The sequence below is a fragment of the Fervidicoccus sp. genome, from assembly GCF_049967375.1.
GTDB classification, from domain to species: domain Archaea; phylum Thermoproteota; class Thermoprotei_A; order Sulfolobales; family Fervidicoccaceae; genus Fervidicoccus; species Fervidicoccus fontis.
This window is the reverse complement of the sequence record NZ_JBMFSV010000009.1, coordinates 1-16,246: the sequence shown is the minus strand read 5'-3', so window position 1 is coordinate 16,246 and position 16,246 is coordinate 1. Positions and strand designations below refer to the sequence as shown.

The 16,246-nt window shown below is 33.6% G+C and carries 16 protein-coding genes; 10 read left to right on the top strand and 6 right to left on the bottom strand.

The window, feature by feature from the left end; genetic code table 11:
- Positions 1 to 51: 51 nt before the first annotated feature.
- The 4 genes from ACP5SL_RS02685 to ACP5SL_RS02670 form a co-directional block, all read right to left on the bottom strand.
- Positions 52 to 1,269 carry a methionine adenosyltransferase gene (locus tag ACP5SL_RS02685; protein ID WP_428228148.1) on the bottom strand — a complete coding sequence of 406 codons (1,218 nt, stop codon included), beginning with the start codon at positions 1,267 to 1,269 and terminating at the stop codon, positions 52 to 54.
- Positions 1,270 to 1,512: 243 nt separating this feature from the next.
- Entirely contained in the window at positions 1,513 to 1,941 is a 429-nt protein-coding gene (locus ACP5SL_RS02680; protein ID WP_193803523.1) for a CBS domain-containing protein, read from the bottom strand.
- A gap of 97 nt (positions 1,942 to 2,038) precedes the next feature.
- Positions 2,039 to 3,928 (bottom strand): ribosome rescue protein RqcH, encoded by a 1,890-nt coding sequence (gene rqcH / locus ACP5SL_RS02675; protein WP_428228147.1) that lies wholly within the window; start codon positions 3,926 to 3,928, stop codon positions 2,039 to 2,041.
- Positions 3,929 to 3,944: 16 nt separating this feature from the next.
- Positions 3,945 to 4,508 carry a class I SAM-dependent methyltransferase gene (locus ACP5SL_RS02670; RefSeq protein ID WP_014557430.1) on the bottom strand — a complete coding sequence of 188 codons (564 nt, stop codon included), beginning with the start codon at positions 4,506 to 4,508 and terminating at the stop codon, positions 3,945 to 3,947.
- A 121-nt stretch (positions 4,509 to 4,629) separates the two neighbouring features.
- Here ACP5SL_RS02670 and ACP5SL_RS02665 point away from each other — a divergent pair, with 121 nt between their 5' ends.
- The 3 genes from ACP5SL_RS02665 (at position 4,630) to ACP5SL_RS02655 (ending at position 6,957) form a co-directional block, all read left to right on the top strand.
- Positions 4,630 to 5,466: an MBL fold metallo-hydrolase gene (locus ACP5SL_RS02665; protein WP_193803521.1), complete on the top strand. Its 837-nt coding sequence runs from the start codon at positions 4,630 to 4,632 to the stop codon at positions 5,464 to 5,466.
- 283 nt (positions 5,467 to 5,749) lie between these two features.
- Positions 5,750 to 5,998, top strand: coding sequence for an LSM domain-containing protein (locus ACP5SL_RS02660; protein WP_148683488.1), 249 nt, complete (start codon positions 5,750 to 5,752; stop codon positions 5,996 to 5,998).
- Positions 5,999 to 6,342: 344 nt separating this feature from the next.
- Positions 6,343 to 6,957 carry a mechanosensitive ion channel domain-containing protein gene (locus ACP5SL_RS02655; RefSeq protein WP_272984790.1) on the top strand — a complete coding sequence of 205 codons (615 nt, stop codon included), beginning with the start codon at positions 6,343 to 6,345 and terminating at the stop codon, positions 6,955 to 6,957.
- A gap of 141 nt (positions 6,958 to 7,098) precedes the next feature.
- Here the strand turns inward: ACP5SL_RS02655 and ACP5SL_RS02650 are convergent, their stop codons facing one another.
- Positions 7,099 to 7,836, bottom strand: a complete 738-nt coding sequence (locus ACP5SL_RS02650; RefSeq protein ID WP_193803519.1) for an ABC transporter ATP-binding protein — start codon at positions 7,834 to 7,836, stop codon at positions 7,099 to 7,101.
- Between the two features lie 434 nt (positions 7,837 to 8,270).
- Between ACP5SL_RS02650 and pyrF the strand changes: the two genes are divergently transcribed.
- From pyrF to pyrD, 7 genes are read left to right on the top strand one after another with little or no spacing between them, the layout of a single operon-like run.
- A complete protein-coding gene (gene pyrF, locus ACP5SL_RS02645; protein ID WP_193803518.1) occupies positions 8,271 to 8,960 on the top strand; it encodes an orotidine-5'-phosphate decarboxylase in 690 nt (229 codons plus the stop codon).
- Complete coding sequence (gene pyrE / locus ACP5SL_RS02640) at positions 8,942 to 9,526, top strand: orotate phosphoribosyltransferase (protein ID WP_014557423.1); 585 nt, start codon at positions 8,942 to 8,944, stop codon at positions 9,524 to 9,526. The genes pyrF and pyrE overlap by 19 nt, the downstream gene beginning before the upstream one ends.
- Before the next feature lie 56 nt (positions 9,527 to 9,582).
- Positions 9,583 to 10,542, top strand: a complete 960-nt coding sequence (pyrB, locus tag ACP5SL_RS02635; protein ID WP_272985660.1) for an aspartate carbamoyltransferase — start codon at positions 9,583 to 9,585, stop codon at positions 10,540 to 10,542.
- A complete protein-coding gene (gene pyrI, locus ACP5SL_RS02630) occupies positions 10,539 to 11,024 on the top strand; it encodes an aspartate carbamoyltransferase regulatory subunit (RefSeq protein ID WP_272985662.1) in 486 nt (161 codons plus the stop codon). Before pyrB ends, pyrI begins: the two co-directional genes overlap by 4 nt.
- Before the next feature lie 17 nt (positions 11,025 to 11,041).
- The gene (locus ACP5SL_RS02625; RefSeq protein ID WP_272985664.1) at positions 11,042 to 11,848 is read left to right on the top strand and encodes a hypothetical protein; all 807 of its coding nucleotides are present in this window, start codon (positions 11,042 to 11,044) and stop codon (positions 11,846 to 11,848) included.
- Complete coding sequence (gene pyrC / locus ACP5SL_RS02620; protein ID WP_428228146.1) at positions 11,829 to 13,097, top strand: dihydroorotase; 1,269 nt, start codon at positions 11,829 to 11,831, stop codon at positions 13,095 to 13,097. The genes ACP5SL_RS02625 and pyrC overlap by 20 nt, the downstream gene beginning before the upstream one ends.
- Before the next feature lie 17 nt (positions 13,098 to 13,114).
- Entirely contained in the window at positions 13,115 to 14,029 is a 915-nt protein-coding gene (gene pyrD, locus ACP5SL_RS02615; RefSeq protein WP_148683485.1) for a dihydroorotate dehydrogenase PyrD, read from the top strand.
- A gap of 232 nt (positions 14,030 to 14,261) precedes the next feature.
- On the opposite strand, the gene ACP5SL_RS02610 is transcribed toward pyrD, so the two are convergent.
- On the bottom strand, positions 14,262 to 16,094 hold the full coding sequence (locus ACP5SL_RS02610) for an APC family permease (RefSeq protein ID WP_428228145.1): 1,833 nt from the start codon (positions 16,092 to 16,094) through the stop codon (positions 14,262 to 14,264).
- Positions 16,095 to 16,246 lie beyond the last annotated feature (152 nt).

Sequence of the window (16,246 nt, the reverse complement as noted above, 5' to 3'; positions counted from 1 at the left end):
TAAATTTAAAAAATATGACCATTATTTAAAAACTATTTTTTAAATAAAATATTAGAATAGTTGTACCTTTTTTTCGAGGATTAATTTCGTATATTTTGTTATTTCTTTTAGTTCTTGTTCAATTATGTTTCTTGCTTCTTCTTTCATATCATTAGTTATCGGTTTTGTTTTAGATGTTAGTTTAATAGAAGTTGCCAAAGGATCATCGATTGGCCTTCCAATTTGGCTTAATATCTGAACTATAACATGAGCCTCTTCATGAAGTTCCTCATATATTTTCTTGCTTGCTAGCATAGCGATGATATTGTAAATTTTTCCAACGTGATTGACTGGGTTTTTTCCTGCTGTTGCTTCTAAGCTCATAGGTCTCATCGGTGTGATAAGCCCGTTGGCTCTATTTCCTCTACCAGTTGCGCCATCATCTCCATGCTCTGCGCTCGTTCCCGTAACTGTTAAATAGAAGATATTCTTTTCAGGAGAATCGCCTGTATTAAAGAATATCTTTATTTCATATTCAGGTGCCAATCTCTCTGTATATTTATAAACTTCTTCAACCACTTTTTCTTTAATATTGATATAATGATCTTTGTCGTCGACAAGCTTGCTAATCATAGCTCCTGCGATAGTTAAATCGATTTCTTTTTTATTTCTTAAGCCCATTACCTTAATGTCTTCTCCTAGTTCTGGAATTTTCTTCTTCATTTCTGGACTATTTAAGAACCTTTCGGTTTGATAAACAACATTTTCCAATGTAGAATATGGGTAAAATCCTATACCGAAGCTCGTATCATTTGCATGCGGAACACTAAGTCCTCTATCAAATATCCCTGTAAGATCTTCACTTCCTTTTCCTATTTTATAGTCCACAATGACGTGCTCTTCTGGATCTAAATATCTCATGTTGTTCTTAATCCATTTTTTTACTGATGACATTATAATAGTTCCAATTGGGACGTTCTCAATGCCATCGTCAGTTTTTACTGTAGTTGTTGCTCTGCCTGAAACTAATATGTATATAGGATGGAGGACGCGACCTCCTCTGAACTTAGGATCTGATTGTCCTCCAACAATTAATACCTTATCCACATTGTGATGAAGAATTCTACCGTAATACTCAATATAATAGTTCGATAATCCTATGCTAACCTCTTCAGAAGCAGAATCAGCTATATAATCTGGATGGCCTATACCTTTTCTTTCGACTAATTCAATTTCCATATCTTGAGGCAGTTGCCACTCAACTTCTTCGACATATATGTTTTTTGTCATTTTAAAAACCTCTTATTTAATGATTTTTATAGAATATTAATAGAAACATAATGACATTTTAAATGTTACTTTTTAATTTTTCGAAAAAAGGTGAAAAGAGTAGTATGAAAACAACCTAATGAATATTACGAAAAGGATAAAAGATTTGGCTGATGAAGAATTCTTTTCACATATAAACAAATCTAATAAATATTGACAATGAAACGAGAGAAACTATCATGACACTCAACTTAATAAATCCATTCATCTTTTTTTCTTTATTCTTAGTAGCTCCAAATATTCAGGCGCTATTGATATAATATCTCCTGTTGCAATAATTCCTACAACTCTTCCATTTTTTACAACTGGAAGATGACCTATCTTTTTTGATTGCATTAATGCAACCGCTTCGTAAAGAGGAGTATCGGGCTCAACGTATACGACTGGAGCACTCATTACATCTTTCACCTTAAGATCCTTCAAATCGAGCTTTCCTTTAATCACTTTTGTGATTAAGTCTTTTTCTGTTAATATTCCAATTAAAACCCCTTTTTCGTTTACAACAACTACACTTCCAATATTATTTTCTAGCATAATCCTTACTGCTTCATCTAACGAAGTATTAGGATCAACTGTAACAACATTAAAACTCATTAAATCTTTAACTGAATACTCTTTTCTTTTTATATCCATTGATGTTCCCTCTATTCAAAAGCTAAATATAAATTAAAAAAGTTATATTTTTTTCTTTCTAATTATAATATGTTATGCTATACCTAACCTCTTGCGATTAATGATTGATTTCAAAAGATAAATTAGACTTTCCAGGTATTATCTGAACCAGTTCTTTTAACGATGGAAGCGACTCAAAGTTTAAATTCTTAATATATTGATATATTTTATTTGCTACTTCTTGAGCTTCAATATTTCCCGGTTCAATAATAGCTACTGGATAGGAATTCTTCTTAACTGATTCTTCGCTTCCAACAAAAAATCTATAAGCATTATCGGCAGTTTGTTGCAATCCAATTCCAAGTTTTAATGGAACGTTTCTTATATAATTTTTTTCTCCATATATCATAAAACTTCCTTTTTCAAGGTATTCTCCAGCAGGGGGAGTTTTTGAAACCTGATCACTATGTACCCAAAATACGTCCACGACTTTTAGAGAGGCCTTCCATGCTTTCGAATAAGATGCTGCTATAACAGATGTGTCATATATATCCTCTTCTTTAATATCTTCATTTTCTGCTAATAATATCGTAGAAGGCGCGCCATGAATTTCTGCATGGAAATACAGAGATTTTTTGTTCTTCATAAGATATTTTTTTACTATAGCTTCATTTTGCTGTGCATCCCTGCCAGCTATAATCAATAACCTGTTTCTTGTAAAGCTCCATATGTATTTTTCATACCAATCTCTTTTTCTCGCTATAGCTTTAACTTCTCTTTCTTTTTCATGCTTTTTTAAGTTCAACTCTTTGAGCTTTAATTCGAGTGTTTCTAAATTAGCTTTTGCATTTTCAACTTTTTTCTTTAATTTTTTAGCTTCATCAAAAATTTTACCAATTTGCGTAAAGGCATCTTCAAATATATTGAATTTATATTCTTTTCCCTCTAAATCTAAAGTGAACTCTCCACTGTTTTGAAAAACTTTTTGTATGCCTGGGCATTTTTCCTTTACTTTTTCCCAACCGTATTTCTTTTGAACCTCTCTAGCACATTTAATTTTTTCTTCTATATATGAAGAAAATGAAGCTAATCTATTTGCAACTTCATATAGCTCTTTTACCTTTTGCTCACCTTTTTCAATATCTTCTCTAATCTTATCAATGCTAGCTTTTGTTCTTGAAATTTCTTCGTCTTCCAAAGCAACGGGTCTCAGAACATCAATACTATAAAAATACTTATCAAGAGCATCATTGAATTTTTCGGTTTTTTCAATTTTAGAATTCTTATGAATTACAGATGGATTAAAAGGATAGAATGCTATAAGCGTATCATCTTGATGAACTATATATCCTCCATTAATTCCTAAAGAACCCATTATTTCTTCAATTTTATTGCAAATTTTTTCAAAACAATTTTCGCAACCAACTTCTCCTATAGCTTCATCAATAAGTTCATGTGGAAGCCCAAGTTTTTTAATTAAGCCCTTTTTACCTTCGCTTGATAAAGCTTCGATGCACATTTCGGCCGTAGGCCTTTTCTCAAAAATTGGAGGCAGAATATATTGCGAATTTCTTTCTATTTTTCTATCTCTCATTTTTTTGAATGATGATGCATGAATGATTCTTTCTGTAGGATCTGTTAAGATGATTTCTCCTCTAGGGAGTAGTTCGATATATAGAGCGTAGTCATTATCGAATTCAAGTTTTAAAATTCTATCAAAACCTATCTGTTTTATGCTCGTAATAACTCTTTCATTTAAATACTTCCTAAGCGAAAGTGCAAAAATACTCGGCTTTTCCGGAGTTGGTAATGAATACTTAGAAAAATAAATTTTCTTAGAAGCTTCAGCTACTAGGAACTTAAAATAAGGATCTTTTAACTTGATTAAGATTCTCTTAGTCTGAGGGATGTGATAAATATTAGAAACTTTTAAGTTAATTTTTTCTTTTTCTAGCTCTCTTAAAAATGCAATAAGATCAATAACTGTCATTGATTCTTTTATGTTCATTTTTAATCACAACATATCAAAGCTGATTTTGATAATGATTTTTTAATTTAATTAAGTATACTGCATCTTTATCATTTTGCGTGATCATAGTAGCATTATGATGTTGAAGAATTTCAAGCATTTTTTCTTTTAGTCCCTTTTTTAGAATACTTAATACAATGCTCTTTTTAGTGACCCTTTCAAGCTCGTTTAGCTCATTTTCATAATCGTTATTTAAAAAAAGAGATGTGAAGGAAAAAGTATAATCGAAAATTTTTTCTCTAAATGGCGCAAATGCAATATCTCCGTTTACTAACTCAATTTTTTCTTTTAAAAAATCTCTTTTCTTAATCAGCTCATCCAACATTTTAATGCTTATGTCAATGCCAACAATCAAATCGAAATTTATCATCTTTCCATTTCTAAATAAATACTCTTCAAAAAGACCTGTCCCAATTCCAGCATCTAATATTTTTCCTCTTATTTGGTCAATTAACTTATCAATTAGCTTATATTTTTCTTCTTGTTCTATTTTATAAAGCATCTCATAAGTGTCATAAGTTATGTTATATTTTTGCATTATTGATATTTTTTCTTCCATGGTTTTCCATCTTATTGTTGTACAATTAAAACTTTTATTTTTTTAAATTTAATTCATTATTAGGAGGTAGACTTAAACGAAAATTACTATTATTGCATCGGACAGTTTGGGAGTTCGATCAATGGCTAATATTGTTGAAGCCAAAGGCTTTAAAATCTTTATTGATCCAGGAGCTGCACTGGCTCCATATAGATATGGACTACCTCCTCATGAGATTGAATTAAATGAATTGGAAAAAAGTATTGAAAAAATTTGCAAAAATCTTAATGACTCAAATTTAATAGTAATAACTCATTTTCATAGAGATCATTACCTTAGCAATGATTATTGTATTGAAGCTTTTAAAAATAAAACTATCATTATGAAGCATCCTGAAATTGATATTAATTATAGTCAAAAAATGAGAGCCAAAGAATTTATTAAAAAAACTAAGGATATTTCTAAGTTAATTTTCACTAACGGTGAAGATTTTGTATTTGAAGGAATAAAAATGAAGATTTCCTTCCCGCTATGGCATGGATCTCAAAATACGCCTTTAGGAAAAGTTCTAGTTATATTAATTGATGATGAAGAACAAAGATATTTGTTCGCTTCAGATACACAGGGTCCGGGAGATGATGAAGCTGCTCGTTGGATTATAAATAACAAACCTACAATTGTATATATCAGTGGTCCTCCTTATTATCTCATAGGATCAATAAAGGGCGTAGAAGAAGTTGAAAACGGAGAGAAAAATTTAGAAAAAATTCTTTCTATTAATACTTTGAACACAATTATTATAGATCATCACTTTGCCAGAGAAAAAAACTATGTAAACAGGCTAGAAAGATTGAGAATAAATTATAATCAAAAAATTAAAATCACAGATGCAGCTGAATTTATGGGAGTAGAGCGAAATCCACTAGAATCAAATAGAGATGAACTTTACAACCGAAAGCTTCACCTTTCAAAGCAGTGATAATTAAAAAGTTTTTAACTTTACTTCATGAATGTCGAAGAGAAACCTTTAGAAAAGTTGAAAAGAGATCTTTGAAAACATTCTTATTGTAATGTATATGAAAGATGTAAAAAACGAATTGATATGTGGGCCAATGACCTTACTGAAGGGAGCTTATTCCTGAGATGAAGAAAGAGATCATTATAAGATACTCCAAAAAGTAGAACGATAGAGATAAAAACCCCATCATAATAAGCATATTAGTGTAAAAATTATATCGAATATGTATAAAGGTGCAAATTTAATGTCATCAAAAACACAATTACCATTGAAATATTTACAAGATGCTAAAGGGAATAATGTATTAGTTAAACTAAAAGATGGCGGAGAATATATAGGAGAGCTTGATTTTAGCGATAGCACTATGAACGTGATATTGAAAAATTGCACAGAAGTAAAGGAGAGAACTGGGGAACCTAAAGCGAAATATGGTACCATTCTTATAAGAGGTAGCCAAATCCTGTTTATTAGCCTTGAGCACACTCAATACTAAACTTATGTTATAATAAGGAATACTCCATTTCTAAATATTCTTGATTGTTAACAAAAAGGTAAATTTTTATATAAGGAGTTTTCATTGATTTATATTTTCCAAACAAAACAAAAAGAAGAAAAAAATATTAACTATGATAATTTTTATTAAAAACAGGTACTAGGCAAGAGCTCGCCGAGGCTCTTAACCCGTAGGTCCCGGGTTCAAATCCCGGCGGGCCCGCCACATTTAATGAAAATGGGCTCCTTATATCATTGTTTTTATTTTAAGATTTTTTTGATCGCTTTTCAAAATTAAAAAATTTTTAAGAAACGAAAAAGTAAATTAAATATAGTGATTTAGTTATGTCTTCCAATAGAAAAGAAATAGCTAAAAAATTCACTTATTCTATATATAAATTAACTCTTTGGATCGCTGCATATATAATAATAAGTGCCTTAATAAATGGGTATGTATTTAAGCTTTTGGCAGAACATAATCTTAATGTTTCATCTTACTCTTCATATATAAATATTCCTTTAGCTATTCTTTTTGGATATTTAATTGTCGCATCATTATCTGATGTGATATATTGGAATCTAAGGTTCAAATATGATCACTCTGCTGCTGCTGGAGCGAGAAATGCTATTAAAATCATAGGGATAGGAGCAATTCTTGCCTCTATTGCTGGAGGTGTTGCTGGAGGGACGGCTGGTGTAGCTTTAGGAGGTTTTCTAGGATTAGTAGTAGGTTATGCAAGCCAACAGGTTCTAGGGCAGGCAATATCTGGTCTATTTCTTTTAACTATAAGACCATTCAAAATAGGAGATAAAGTCAATATCGTAGGCGAGGACGGAGAAGTTCTAGATATTGGAGTAATGTTCATACTATTAAAGAAGAGCGATAATACATTAGTATATATTCCCAACAATTCAGTGATTTCACAGAAAATATATAAAAAGGAAATAGCCAGTTCTTGATTTTATGTCATTGATCTTTAATAATTATTCTTAAATTTTTAAAATTATGTTCGATCCTATATATGCTCTATTTTTAGAATTAGAGACGAATAGAAACGCAAATAATAATAAAAATTATAGTTATATATATTCTAATATATTCTAACTAACATAGGAGTAGACTAAGTCTTCTATTTTTTCAAATTCAGGGGATCTCCTGTTTCTCGGTCTTGGTAAATCAACATTAACAATATTTGATATCTTAGAAGGTCTAGGAGTTAGAATAACTATTCTATCAGCAAGGAATATTGCTTCATCGACAGAATGAGTCACCATTATAATCGCTTTCATTGGCGTTATGTTAGAAAGCCATATATCTAGAATTTCAGCCCTTAAGTTTTCTGCAGTTAAGGGATCTAAATTGGAAAAAGGCTCATCCATAAGGAGAATTTCTGGCTGAACTGATAAAGCTCTTGCTAGATTAACTCTTTGCCTCATCCCTCCGCTTAACTCATACGGATATACATTTTCAAAACCGCTTAAACCAACAATTGAAAGATACTTTTTTGCGGATTCTTCAGCTTCATTTTTAGGAATACCCATATTTTTCAGAACAATTGCTACGTTTTCTAAAACGGTAATCCATGGAATAAGCGATGGAAACTGGAATACGAATCCGAACCTTGGAGGCTTACCAGTTTGAAATATTATATTTCCACTAGTAGGCTTATCAACTCCTGCAATAATCCTAAGTAGAGTAGATTTTCCGCATCCAGAAGGTCCTAAAATCACAAGAAATTCGTTATAAATATCTAATGATATGTTATCTATAACTTTTATTTCGCCGCTGTTTGACTTGAAGCTTTTCGATAAGTTCTTTATAGAAAGTAGCAAGTTCATTAACAGCACCCTCCTCTATTATTTAATAACTTTTGTTATTTTGTAATATTATTCTAAATAACTAGAATCGAAGCTTAAAAATATGATAGTATGATATGTGAACTACCCCGCCCTTACTGAAGAGGCATCTCCCCCCTTGCGGTGGAGGTTTCCTGTTTCTTCCAGGAAACTTACTATACACTCATCTTTTTTACATCTTCTCTCGTTGGATAAATCTTGTACTTGAATGCCAATTGGATCACGTTATTCTCTCCCTTTGGCTCTTCATATATTTTTTCAGGGCCTCCAATGTGACCATAAGTATCTTTGTCAAGTCTATATCGAATAGTTATATTTATTTTTTGATAATCATAAGAACATTTCTATAGAGGGCTATTCATCCCCTCCTTTATTGAAGGGGACTTTTGCCCCATTAACACTCAAAAGTCAAAAAGGTGGTTAAAATTATAATCATAGCACTGGATCCTCCTCCAAATGTAGACGAGGTTGAATGGATAGAAAATAGGTTTTATGAACTAAATGGTTTAGTTAGCGGTTTTAAAATTGGTCTCCCAGCAGTTTTGAGAAATGGGCTTGAATCATATAAACGTATTTTTAAAGATTATAAAGGGCTTTTGATAGCTGATTTTAAGCTAGCAGATATAGGGGATATTATGTCGATGTCTGCAGAAATAATAAAGAGCTACGGATTTAATGCGATGATCGCACATAGCTTTGTAGGGTATTCAAATGCTATAGATAAGCTTTCTAAGAAAGCTAAAGATCTCGGCTTGAAACTCATATTAGTTGTTTCAATGTCGCATGAAGGATCAAAGGAGTATATTGATGGACATTTAAATGATTTCCTTCAAATTGCAGTTAAGGCTAACGCCTGGGGGGTTGTAGCGCCAGCAACAAGAGTTGATGTAATAAGGAACGTAAGGAGCAAAGTGGGAAAAGATATTAAAATTTTATCACCTGGAGTAGGCGCCCAAGGGGCAGATTTTGGAAGTGCTATATGCAATGGAGCTGATTACGAAATTATTGGAAGGTCTATAACTGGCGCAGAAAATATAAAAGAAAAAGCTACCCAAATTATAAAAACGATAGAGGAGAGGGTGAAAATATGTCGGGGATTGCAGTAGAATTTTTAAAAAACGGAATAATAAAAATTGGAAAGTTTAAGCTTACATCTGGGATAGAGAGTCCATTTTACATTGATTTGAGAAGGCTTTACAGCTTTCCTTCGCTTAGAGAGAAGGTTGTAGAAGAAATCGTGAAGAGATTTCCAACTGATCAGGCTGATGTTATAGTTGGTATTGCAACATCTGGAATTGCTCTCGCTTCATTTATCGGGTGTAAAACAGGAAAGCCTATTGCTTATGTTAGGCTTGATAGAAAGGAGCATGGAACACAAGCACTGCTTGAAGGTGAAGTGAGAAACAAAAAAGCCGTGGTTGTAGATGACGTTGCAACAACTGGAGGTTCTCTAGAACATGCAATAAGTGCCGTCAAAGAAATGGGAGGGAATGTTATGTTCTCAGTTGTTGTAGTTGATAGAGAGCAAGGAGCGAGAGAAAAGCTTAAGTCCATAGGAGTTGAGCTTTACAGCCTCTTTACCGCGAAAGAACTATTTAAAGAGCTCTATGAAAGTAATACTATAGATGAAAAAACCTATAAAGAAATTCAGGAGTATCTCTCAAAATACTGATAAGATATAAAAGGCAATGGAAACTTTCAGAAGAAAAGCTTTTATACCGTTTTTTTATGAAATGTTTAAGCAAGGGCATTATGATAAATAAAGATTTCTATAACCAAGATGTTATTTCTATACAGCAGTTCACTAGAGAAGATTTGGAAACATTGTTCGAATATGCAGACAGAGCAAAAAAGCATAAGGATAAAAAGCTTGAGCTTTTAAAAGATAAAGTAGTCATGCTGGCTTTTTTTGAGCCTTCGACAAGGACGAGATTCAGCTTTGAAGTTGCTGCAAAAAGGTTGGGAGCAGATGTAGTCGGTTTTTCTGGAGAAGAGGGAACAAGCATAAGCAAAGGAGAAAACTTTACCGATACTATAAGAATGCTTGACTCATATTCAAACTTGATTGTAATAAGGCACAAACTGGAAGGAGCAGCAAAATATGCATCCGAAATTGCGGAAAATCCTGTTATTAATGCGGGTGATGGAAAGCAACATCACCCTACTCAAGCAATGATCGATCTTTATACTATAAGAGAAATTTTTGGCACGATCGATGAGCTAACTTATGCAGTAGTAGGAGATTTGAGATATGGAAGAGCTTCAACATCATTCATTTACGGCCTTCTCATTTATAATCCTAAGAAACTTTACTTAGTTTCTCCGCCGAATTTGGGCGCAAGGGAAGAGGTTATAAGTTATCTAAAAGAAAAAGGAGTTGCTTTCGAGGAAATCAGAAATTTAGAAGAAATAATTGATGAAATTGACGTTCTCTATACTATAAGGTTGCAAAAAGAGAGGTTTCCAGATATTACCGAGTACGAAAAAGCAAAAGGGTCATATAAAATAACGCTTGATCTTTTAAAAAATGCGAAAAAGGGGTTGAAAATAATGCACCCCTTACCTAAGCTGGATGAGATAGACAAAGAGATCGATTCTACCGAATATGCCGCATATTTTCAACAAGCCAAAAATGGAGTGCCTGTGAGGATGGCTCTATTATCACTCATCTTTGGTGTTGAGCTATGAGCGAGAAGTCCACATTAGTTGTTTCAAAAATAAAACATGGAACTGTCATAGACCACATACCTGCTGGAAAGGCAATGAACATACTTTCAGTACTAGGCATAAGCGGAGAGAAAGGAGAGAGGATCGCAATAATAATGAACGTAGAAAGTGAAAAGCTGGGGAAAAAAGACATCATAAAAATAGAAGGAAAGTGGCTTGAACCAAGAGACTTCGATGTCATATCACTAATTGCGCCTTCTGCGACAGTTAACATAGTAGAAAATTTTGAGGTTGTTAAGAAATATAAAGTCAGCTTACCAGATCGTGTTGAAGGGCTGTTAAAATGCCCAAATATGACTTGCATTACTAACGAAAGGAATGAAAGCATAAAGACAAAGTTCAAAGTCCTGTCAAGAGATCCTTTAAAGCTTCAGTGCGAGTACTGCGGTACGATAATATATAAAGATGATATAGTAAAGCTGACTAACTATCTAAAGAAATAAAGATTAATTTGATATATATGCAAAATTTGAGAGGAATAGGAAAAATGGAAAAGAAAAAGTTTGAAATTAAGCCCGTTAAGGTTGAAAGAAACGAAGAAGTCGCTGAAAATACTTTTTTAATTTCTTTTTTGCCATTAGAAGATTTAAGTTTAGAAGTCAAGCCATTTAATTTCTTTATGGTATGGATTCCTAGAATCGATTTTATTCCGCTTAGCGTTTCAGATTATGACGGAAATAGCTTGACTTTTTTATATAAAATTAAGGGAAACGGCACTAAGGCCCTAAGCTTAAAAAAGAAAAATGAAATTTTGGGCATTATGGGTCCTCTTGGAAAAGAGTTCTTCTTTAAAAATGGAGAAAAGATTTTAGTTGTTGCAGGGGGAATAGGAATTGCCCCAATACCTTATTTTGTAAAGTTTTCAAAAGGCTCAGAAATTGATTTGGTATGGGGTGTAAAGAAAGGCTCAGAGCTTTTTGAAGTAACTAAAATATATGGAAAAATGAACAATTTGAAGAACTTCATAATTTATACCGAGGACTGTAGCTATGGAAAATGCGGAAAGGCATTGGATGCGCTAAGAGAAATTAGATTAAATGAATACAATAGGATTTTATCAGTAGGTCCTGAAGTAATGATGAAAAACTTCTGCAACTTATGTAATAAAAAGAATGATTGTTATGTAGCTTTAGAGAATTTAACTAAATGTGGAATGGGAATTTGTGGTTCATGCTATATAAAAGGAACAACGAAGCTCATGTGCTCAGATGGGCCAGTATTTGAATGTTCGGAGGTAAAATACCATTTTGAGAGCATTATTGCTTAAGGCTCTTATTGGAAAAGAATTAAAAGAGCTCACACTAATTATTGAGGACGGTATTGTTTCAAAGAGGCTCCTTAATACTGATGAAGCTATATGCAGAAATATAGAATGCATAGACTTGAGAGAGAAAGGGATAGCTTTACCAGGCTTCATAGATCTACATGCTCATTTGAGAGGGCTTGAGCTGAGTTACAAGGAAGATGAGGAAAGCGGCACAAAGGCTGCAGCAAGAGGAGGTTTTACAGGGATTGTAGATATGCCAAATACTAAGCCGAAAATAGATAATACAAAGTCTTTGAATTTGAAAATTAAAAGCTTATATGAAAATGCATACGTGAATTTCGGTATCTCTGTAACAATTGGCAAAGATGTTGATGATTTTATTGAAATGCTTAAAGCAAAAGAAGTCGTTTCCGTAGGAGAGCTTTTTCCAGAAGAACACGAGAGACTTCCAGAAATTTTAAAAAGCTTTGTGGCTAATGGAATAGAAAAACCAATAATAATACATCTTGAGCATAAGGATGCTTTAGGCGAGTGTGGAAAAGGAAAAAGATGGGCATGCAGGCCCATTGAATCAGAAATGCTCGCTTTGAAAGAAATCGGATATATGCTTGAAAGTGCACGTATAAAGGCAAAGCTACATATTACTCATGTTACAAATAAGTATGTTTATGAAATGGCTAAAAAGTATAAATTCACAACGGATACATGTCCTCATTATTTATATTTAAGTTCAGAAGATGAGGAAAAATTTGGATGCCTTGCAAAGGTCAATCCTCCATTGAGAACAAGAGATATAGCTAAAGAGCTTATAGGGTTGCTACCTCATTTTGATGCAATAAGTACAGATCACGCACCTCATAGCATAGAGGAGAAGTCTCTCCCATTTGAAAAATGCCCATCAGGAATAGCATCGATTGAAATTGCTGTACCTTTGATGATAAATTTGGTAAATAAGGGAATATTAAATCTAGAAGACTTGATTCAACTGTTGTCTATGGGCCCTCAGAAAATACTGAACATGAAGCCCGGATGGGGGTGCTTTGATATAGGTTGTAAGGCGAACTATACTGTCGTTGACTTAGATAAAGAATGGAAAATAGATTCTTCAAAGTTTTACACAAAAGCGAGATTCTCTCCATACGACGGATTAATCATTAAAGGAGACGTCTCTTCAACTATAATTAATGGAACTGTAGTTTATTTAGACGGAGAAATAATAGAAAGGCCCAAAATATCCTATTTAAAATGAACTGGATGGTGATATTAATGACATTAAATATAGAATTAGCGGGAATAATTTTAAAGAATCCATTAATGAATGCAAGTGGAATATTAGGACAGAACAAGGAAGCGATAAAAAGGCTATATGAATATGGTTTTGGAGCAGTGGTTTCAAAAACTATAACTCCGATGCCAAGAATTGGCAACAAACCTCCGATAATTCTCTCTTTGCCGAATGGGGGACTCATTAATGCTGTTGGGCTAGAAAATCCGGGAAAAGGTACTATAAAAGAGCTTGTAGAAGAGGCAAAAGAGCTCAACATCCCTATTATTGTGAGTGTTGGTGGTACTAATGAGGATGAATTCTCAGAAGTAGCAAAGGAGGCGGAGATCTCTGGAGCTAATGCTATTGAGCTAAATCTAAGTTGCCCCCATACGAAAGGATATGGTCTAGAAATAGGTGCCGACCCTCGAAACGTTTTCAACGTTGTAAAGAATGTTTCATCAATTATAAAAATACCTGTTATAGCAAAGCTTGGTCTGAATGATAAAATAGTTGAAGCTTCAGGCAAAGCACTTGAGGCTGGTGCAAAAGCTTTAGGTTTGATAAATACTGTAAAGGCTATTTATATAGATGTATATACATTAAAGCCAGTACTTTCTAATATTCATGGAGGTTTATCAGGTCCGCCTATACATCCGATTGCAGTCAGAGTAATTTATGATGTATATAGAGAGTACAGAGCAGAAATCATCGGAAGTGGAGGAGTGAAAGATTGGAAGGACGCCGCTGAATTCATCTCAGCAGGCGCAAAAGCCATTCAAATAGGTTCTGCATTGATTTCGAATGATGACCCCAAACATACCATAAAATCTATTTTAGGTGGACTAGAAAATTGGCTAAGATTTCACAACGTAACTTCGTTATTAGAATTGGTAGGCTCAGCTCACAGAGACTGATTTTTATATCCTTCATCTGTAGGGAAGTGGCGTGATCAGAGATCCTCCTTTGAAAATTTATCATTATCTCCTAACTTTTTTTTCTAGAAACAACCTTTCATTCAATGCATACACACTTTTTAGTACTTAGTATCAAAACTGAAAATAAAATAAAAAGTATAAGCTTTTTATTTTTTCCCAGAAAAATTAGGCTTTCAGCTATAAATTTAAAAAAAGAAATTGAAAAATTAAATTACTCCTCTGGGACAATACCTGTTTTCTCTATTTTTTCTAGATCTTCAGTTTTGTATGCTACTTTCAAACCTATATAGTATACTAGCAAAGAGACTATTATCATTACAATTATATCATATGGTACTGGCAAGAGTGGCGATGAAAGGGCTCCTAAACTACCTATGTAAGAGACGATTCCTATGACTATGTTATATATGATGAGCCAAGACGACGCTTTTATATCTGGGGATTTTGTCTTTAACCATATTAGAGAAAGGGTTATGATCTGTATCAAAGACACTAATGACCAGTATATGATGAACCCTTGAATTCCCATTCCATCCAATACATAATAGTAAAGTCCTATTGCAGATCCTGTAGCGATCCATACAAATAATGATATCGCATAAATGAACGATCTGGAAACAGACAACTTCTTTCCATAAGGACCTAAAAATAGCAGGGGCAATCCTATTAGCAAAACTTCAATGATTACATTTATTACGCTCCAGCTAGACCAGTAAACGAATAGAGATGCTACAACGAAGGCGGCAGGATAGAACAACTGCCAAAATGGAGTCTTATATGGTCTTTTAAGATCTGGCACAAGTTTTTTCAGTGCATGTGCTGTAATTCCGCCGGTCATGTAGGAATAAACAGCTGCAGAAACTGAAACGCTCATTATACTATACCAAGTTGGGAATGGCATTAAGAATATGATGGCAATAATAGTTGAAAAGATCAAAGCGACCCATGGAGTTCTGTACTTCTTGTGAATACTCCCAAAAATTTCTGGCAGATATCCAATTTTTGCCATCGCAAATATTTGCCTAGCAGTACTTCCTACATACGCTGCAAATGTGCCAGCAGGGGAAAGTATTGCATCAATAGCGATTATTACTGCAAATCCGACCAACAGAGGAACGCCTGTCGAAACTAGTTCATAGTAAAATGGAGAGGATCCCCAAGCATTATAAAGCCCTGTCCAATCTCCTGGAGATACTCTTGCTGCAGACCAGTTTATGCCCCCTATATAAGCTACCTGAAGGAGGATGTAGATAGCTGCAACTACAAACAATGCTGTTATTATACCTAATGGGACATCTCTCTGCGGATTTTTAGCCTCTCCAGCATACATAAGTCCTTCTTCAAATCCTTCATAAGCAAATACTACACCGCTGATTATTGAACCTGTTAAAATGCTTGCTGCTCCAAATGGGAAAAATCCTCCTGGTAATCCCATAAAATTCCTTCCATCAAAGTACATCGTAAATATCAAAATTATCGTCAAAACTGGGATTACAAATTTTAGCGCTGTTATAATTCTGTTGAACCATTGGTAAGTGCTGACACCTATATACTGAATTATAAAGAAGAAAATTATCAAAAGCGCCGCTAGACCCATGCCTTCAGGAGTAAGAACGTTTTTCTCGGGGTTCCAGGCCCATTTCAACCATGCACTGGAATATTCAACAATAGCGACAGCTTCAACAGGTGAAGTGGTTATTGAACTAATTAGATATGCCCAACTCAAAAAGAAATTGCTGATTGGCCCATGTGTGTAGTGGTTATATCTAGCGATTCCTCCGCTATAAGGAAATAGACCCCCGAGCTCTGCAAATGTCACTATCATGAAAACAAACAAAATAGCTGCAACTATCCAAGAAAGTATAGCAGCAGGTCCCATATAGTTTAATGCTCCTAAAGCGGAAAAAAGCCACGCAGAACCGATCATTCCTGTTAGAGAAACCAAGAAAATATCAGTAAAAGTCAAAACTTTTTTCAATTTTGGCTGTGAACTTTTTTCCGTCTGTGTTTTTTCTGATGAACTATTATTTGAAGGATTATCCATCCATCTTCCCCATCTTATTGATTGAAATTTTTATTTTTAGATCTTAAGATTTTAGAAAATATTTCATCATGATATAAAAACTTTTCTCTAATTTTTCTTTTATAACTCGCACAAGATTTTTAAAATACTAACCTTATTATAATATTTTATAT

Bases quoted from the DNA above. Each gene is read 5' to 3' on its own strand.
- pyrE (WP_014557423.1), top strand. From the start codon at position 8,942: ATGTCGGGGATTGCAGTAGAATTTTTAAAAAACGGAATAATAAAAATT.
- ACP5SL_RS02660 (WP_148683488.1), top strand. From the start codon at position 5,750: ATGTCATCAAAAACACAATTACCATTGAAATATTTACAAGATGCTAAA.
- pyrB (WP_272985660.1), top strand. From the start codon at position 9,583: ATGAAATGTTTAAGCAAGGGCATTATGATAAATAAAGATTTCTATAAC.
- ACP5SL_RS02665 (WP_193803521.1), top strand. From the start codon at position 4,630: ATGGCTAATATTGTTGAAGCCAAAGGCTTTAAAATCTTTATTGATCCA.
- ACP5SL_RS02650 (WP_193803519.1), bottom strand. From the start codon at position 7,836: ATGAACTTGCTACTTTCTATAAAGAACTTATCGAAAAGCTTCAAGTCA.
- pyrD (WP_148683485.1), top strand. From the start codon at position 13,115: ATGACATTAAATATAGAATTAGCGGGAATAATTTTAAAGAATCCATTA.
- ACP5SL_RS02685 (WP_428228148.1), bottom strand. From the start codon at position 1,269: ATGACAAAAAACATATATGTCGAAGAAGTTGAGTGGCAACTGCCTCAA.
- ACP5SL_RS02670 (WP_014557430.1), bottom strand. From the start codon at position 4,508: ATGGAAGAAAAAATATCAATAATGCAAAAATATAACATAACTTATGAC.
- ACP5SL_RS02610 (WP_428228145.1), bottom strand. From the start codon at position 16,094: ATGGATAATCCTTCAAATAATAGTTCATCAGAAAAAACACAGACGGAA.
- ACP5SL_RS02625 (WP_272985664.1), top strand. From the start codon at position 11,042: ATGCAAAATTTGAGAGGAATAGGAAAAATGGAAAAGAAAAAGTTTGAA.
- pyrI (WP_272985662.1), top strand. From the start codon at position 10,539: ATGAGCGAGAAGTCCACATTAGTTGTTTCAAAAATAAAACATGGAACT.
- rqcH (WP_428228147.1), bottom strand. From the start codon at position 3,928: ATGAACATAAAAGAATCAATGACAGTTATTGATCTTATTGCATTTTTA.
- ACP5SL_RS02655 (WP_272984790.1), top strand. From the start codon at position 6,343: ATGTCTTCCAATAGAAAAGAAATAGCTAAAAAATTCACTTATTCTATA.
- ACP5SL_RS02680 (WP_193803523.1), bottom strand. From the start codon at position 1,941: ATGGATATAAAAAGAAAAGAGTATTCAGTTAAAGATTTAATGAGTTTT.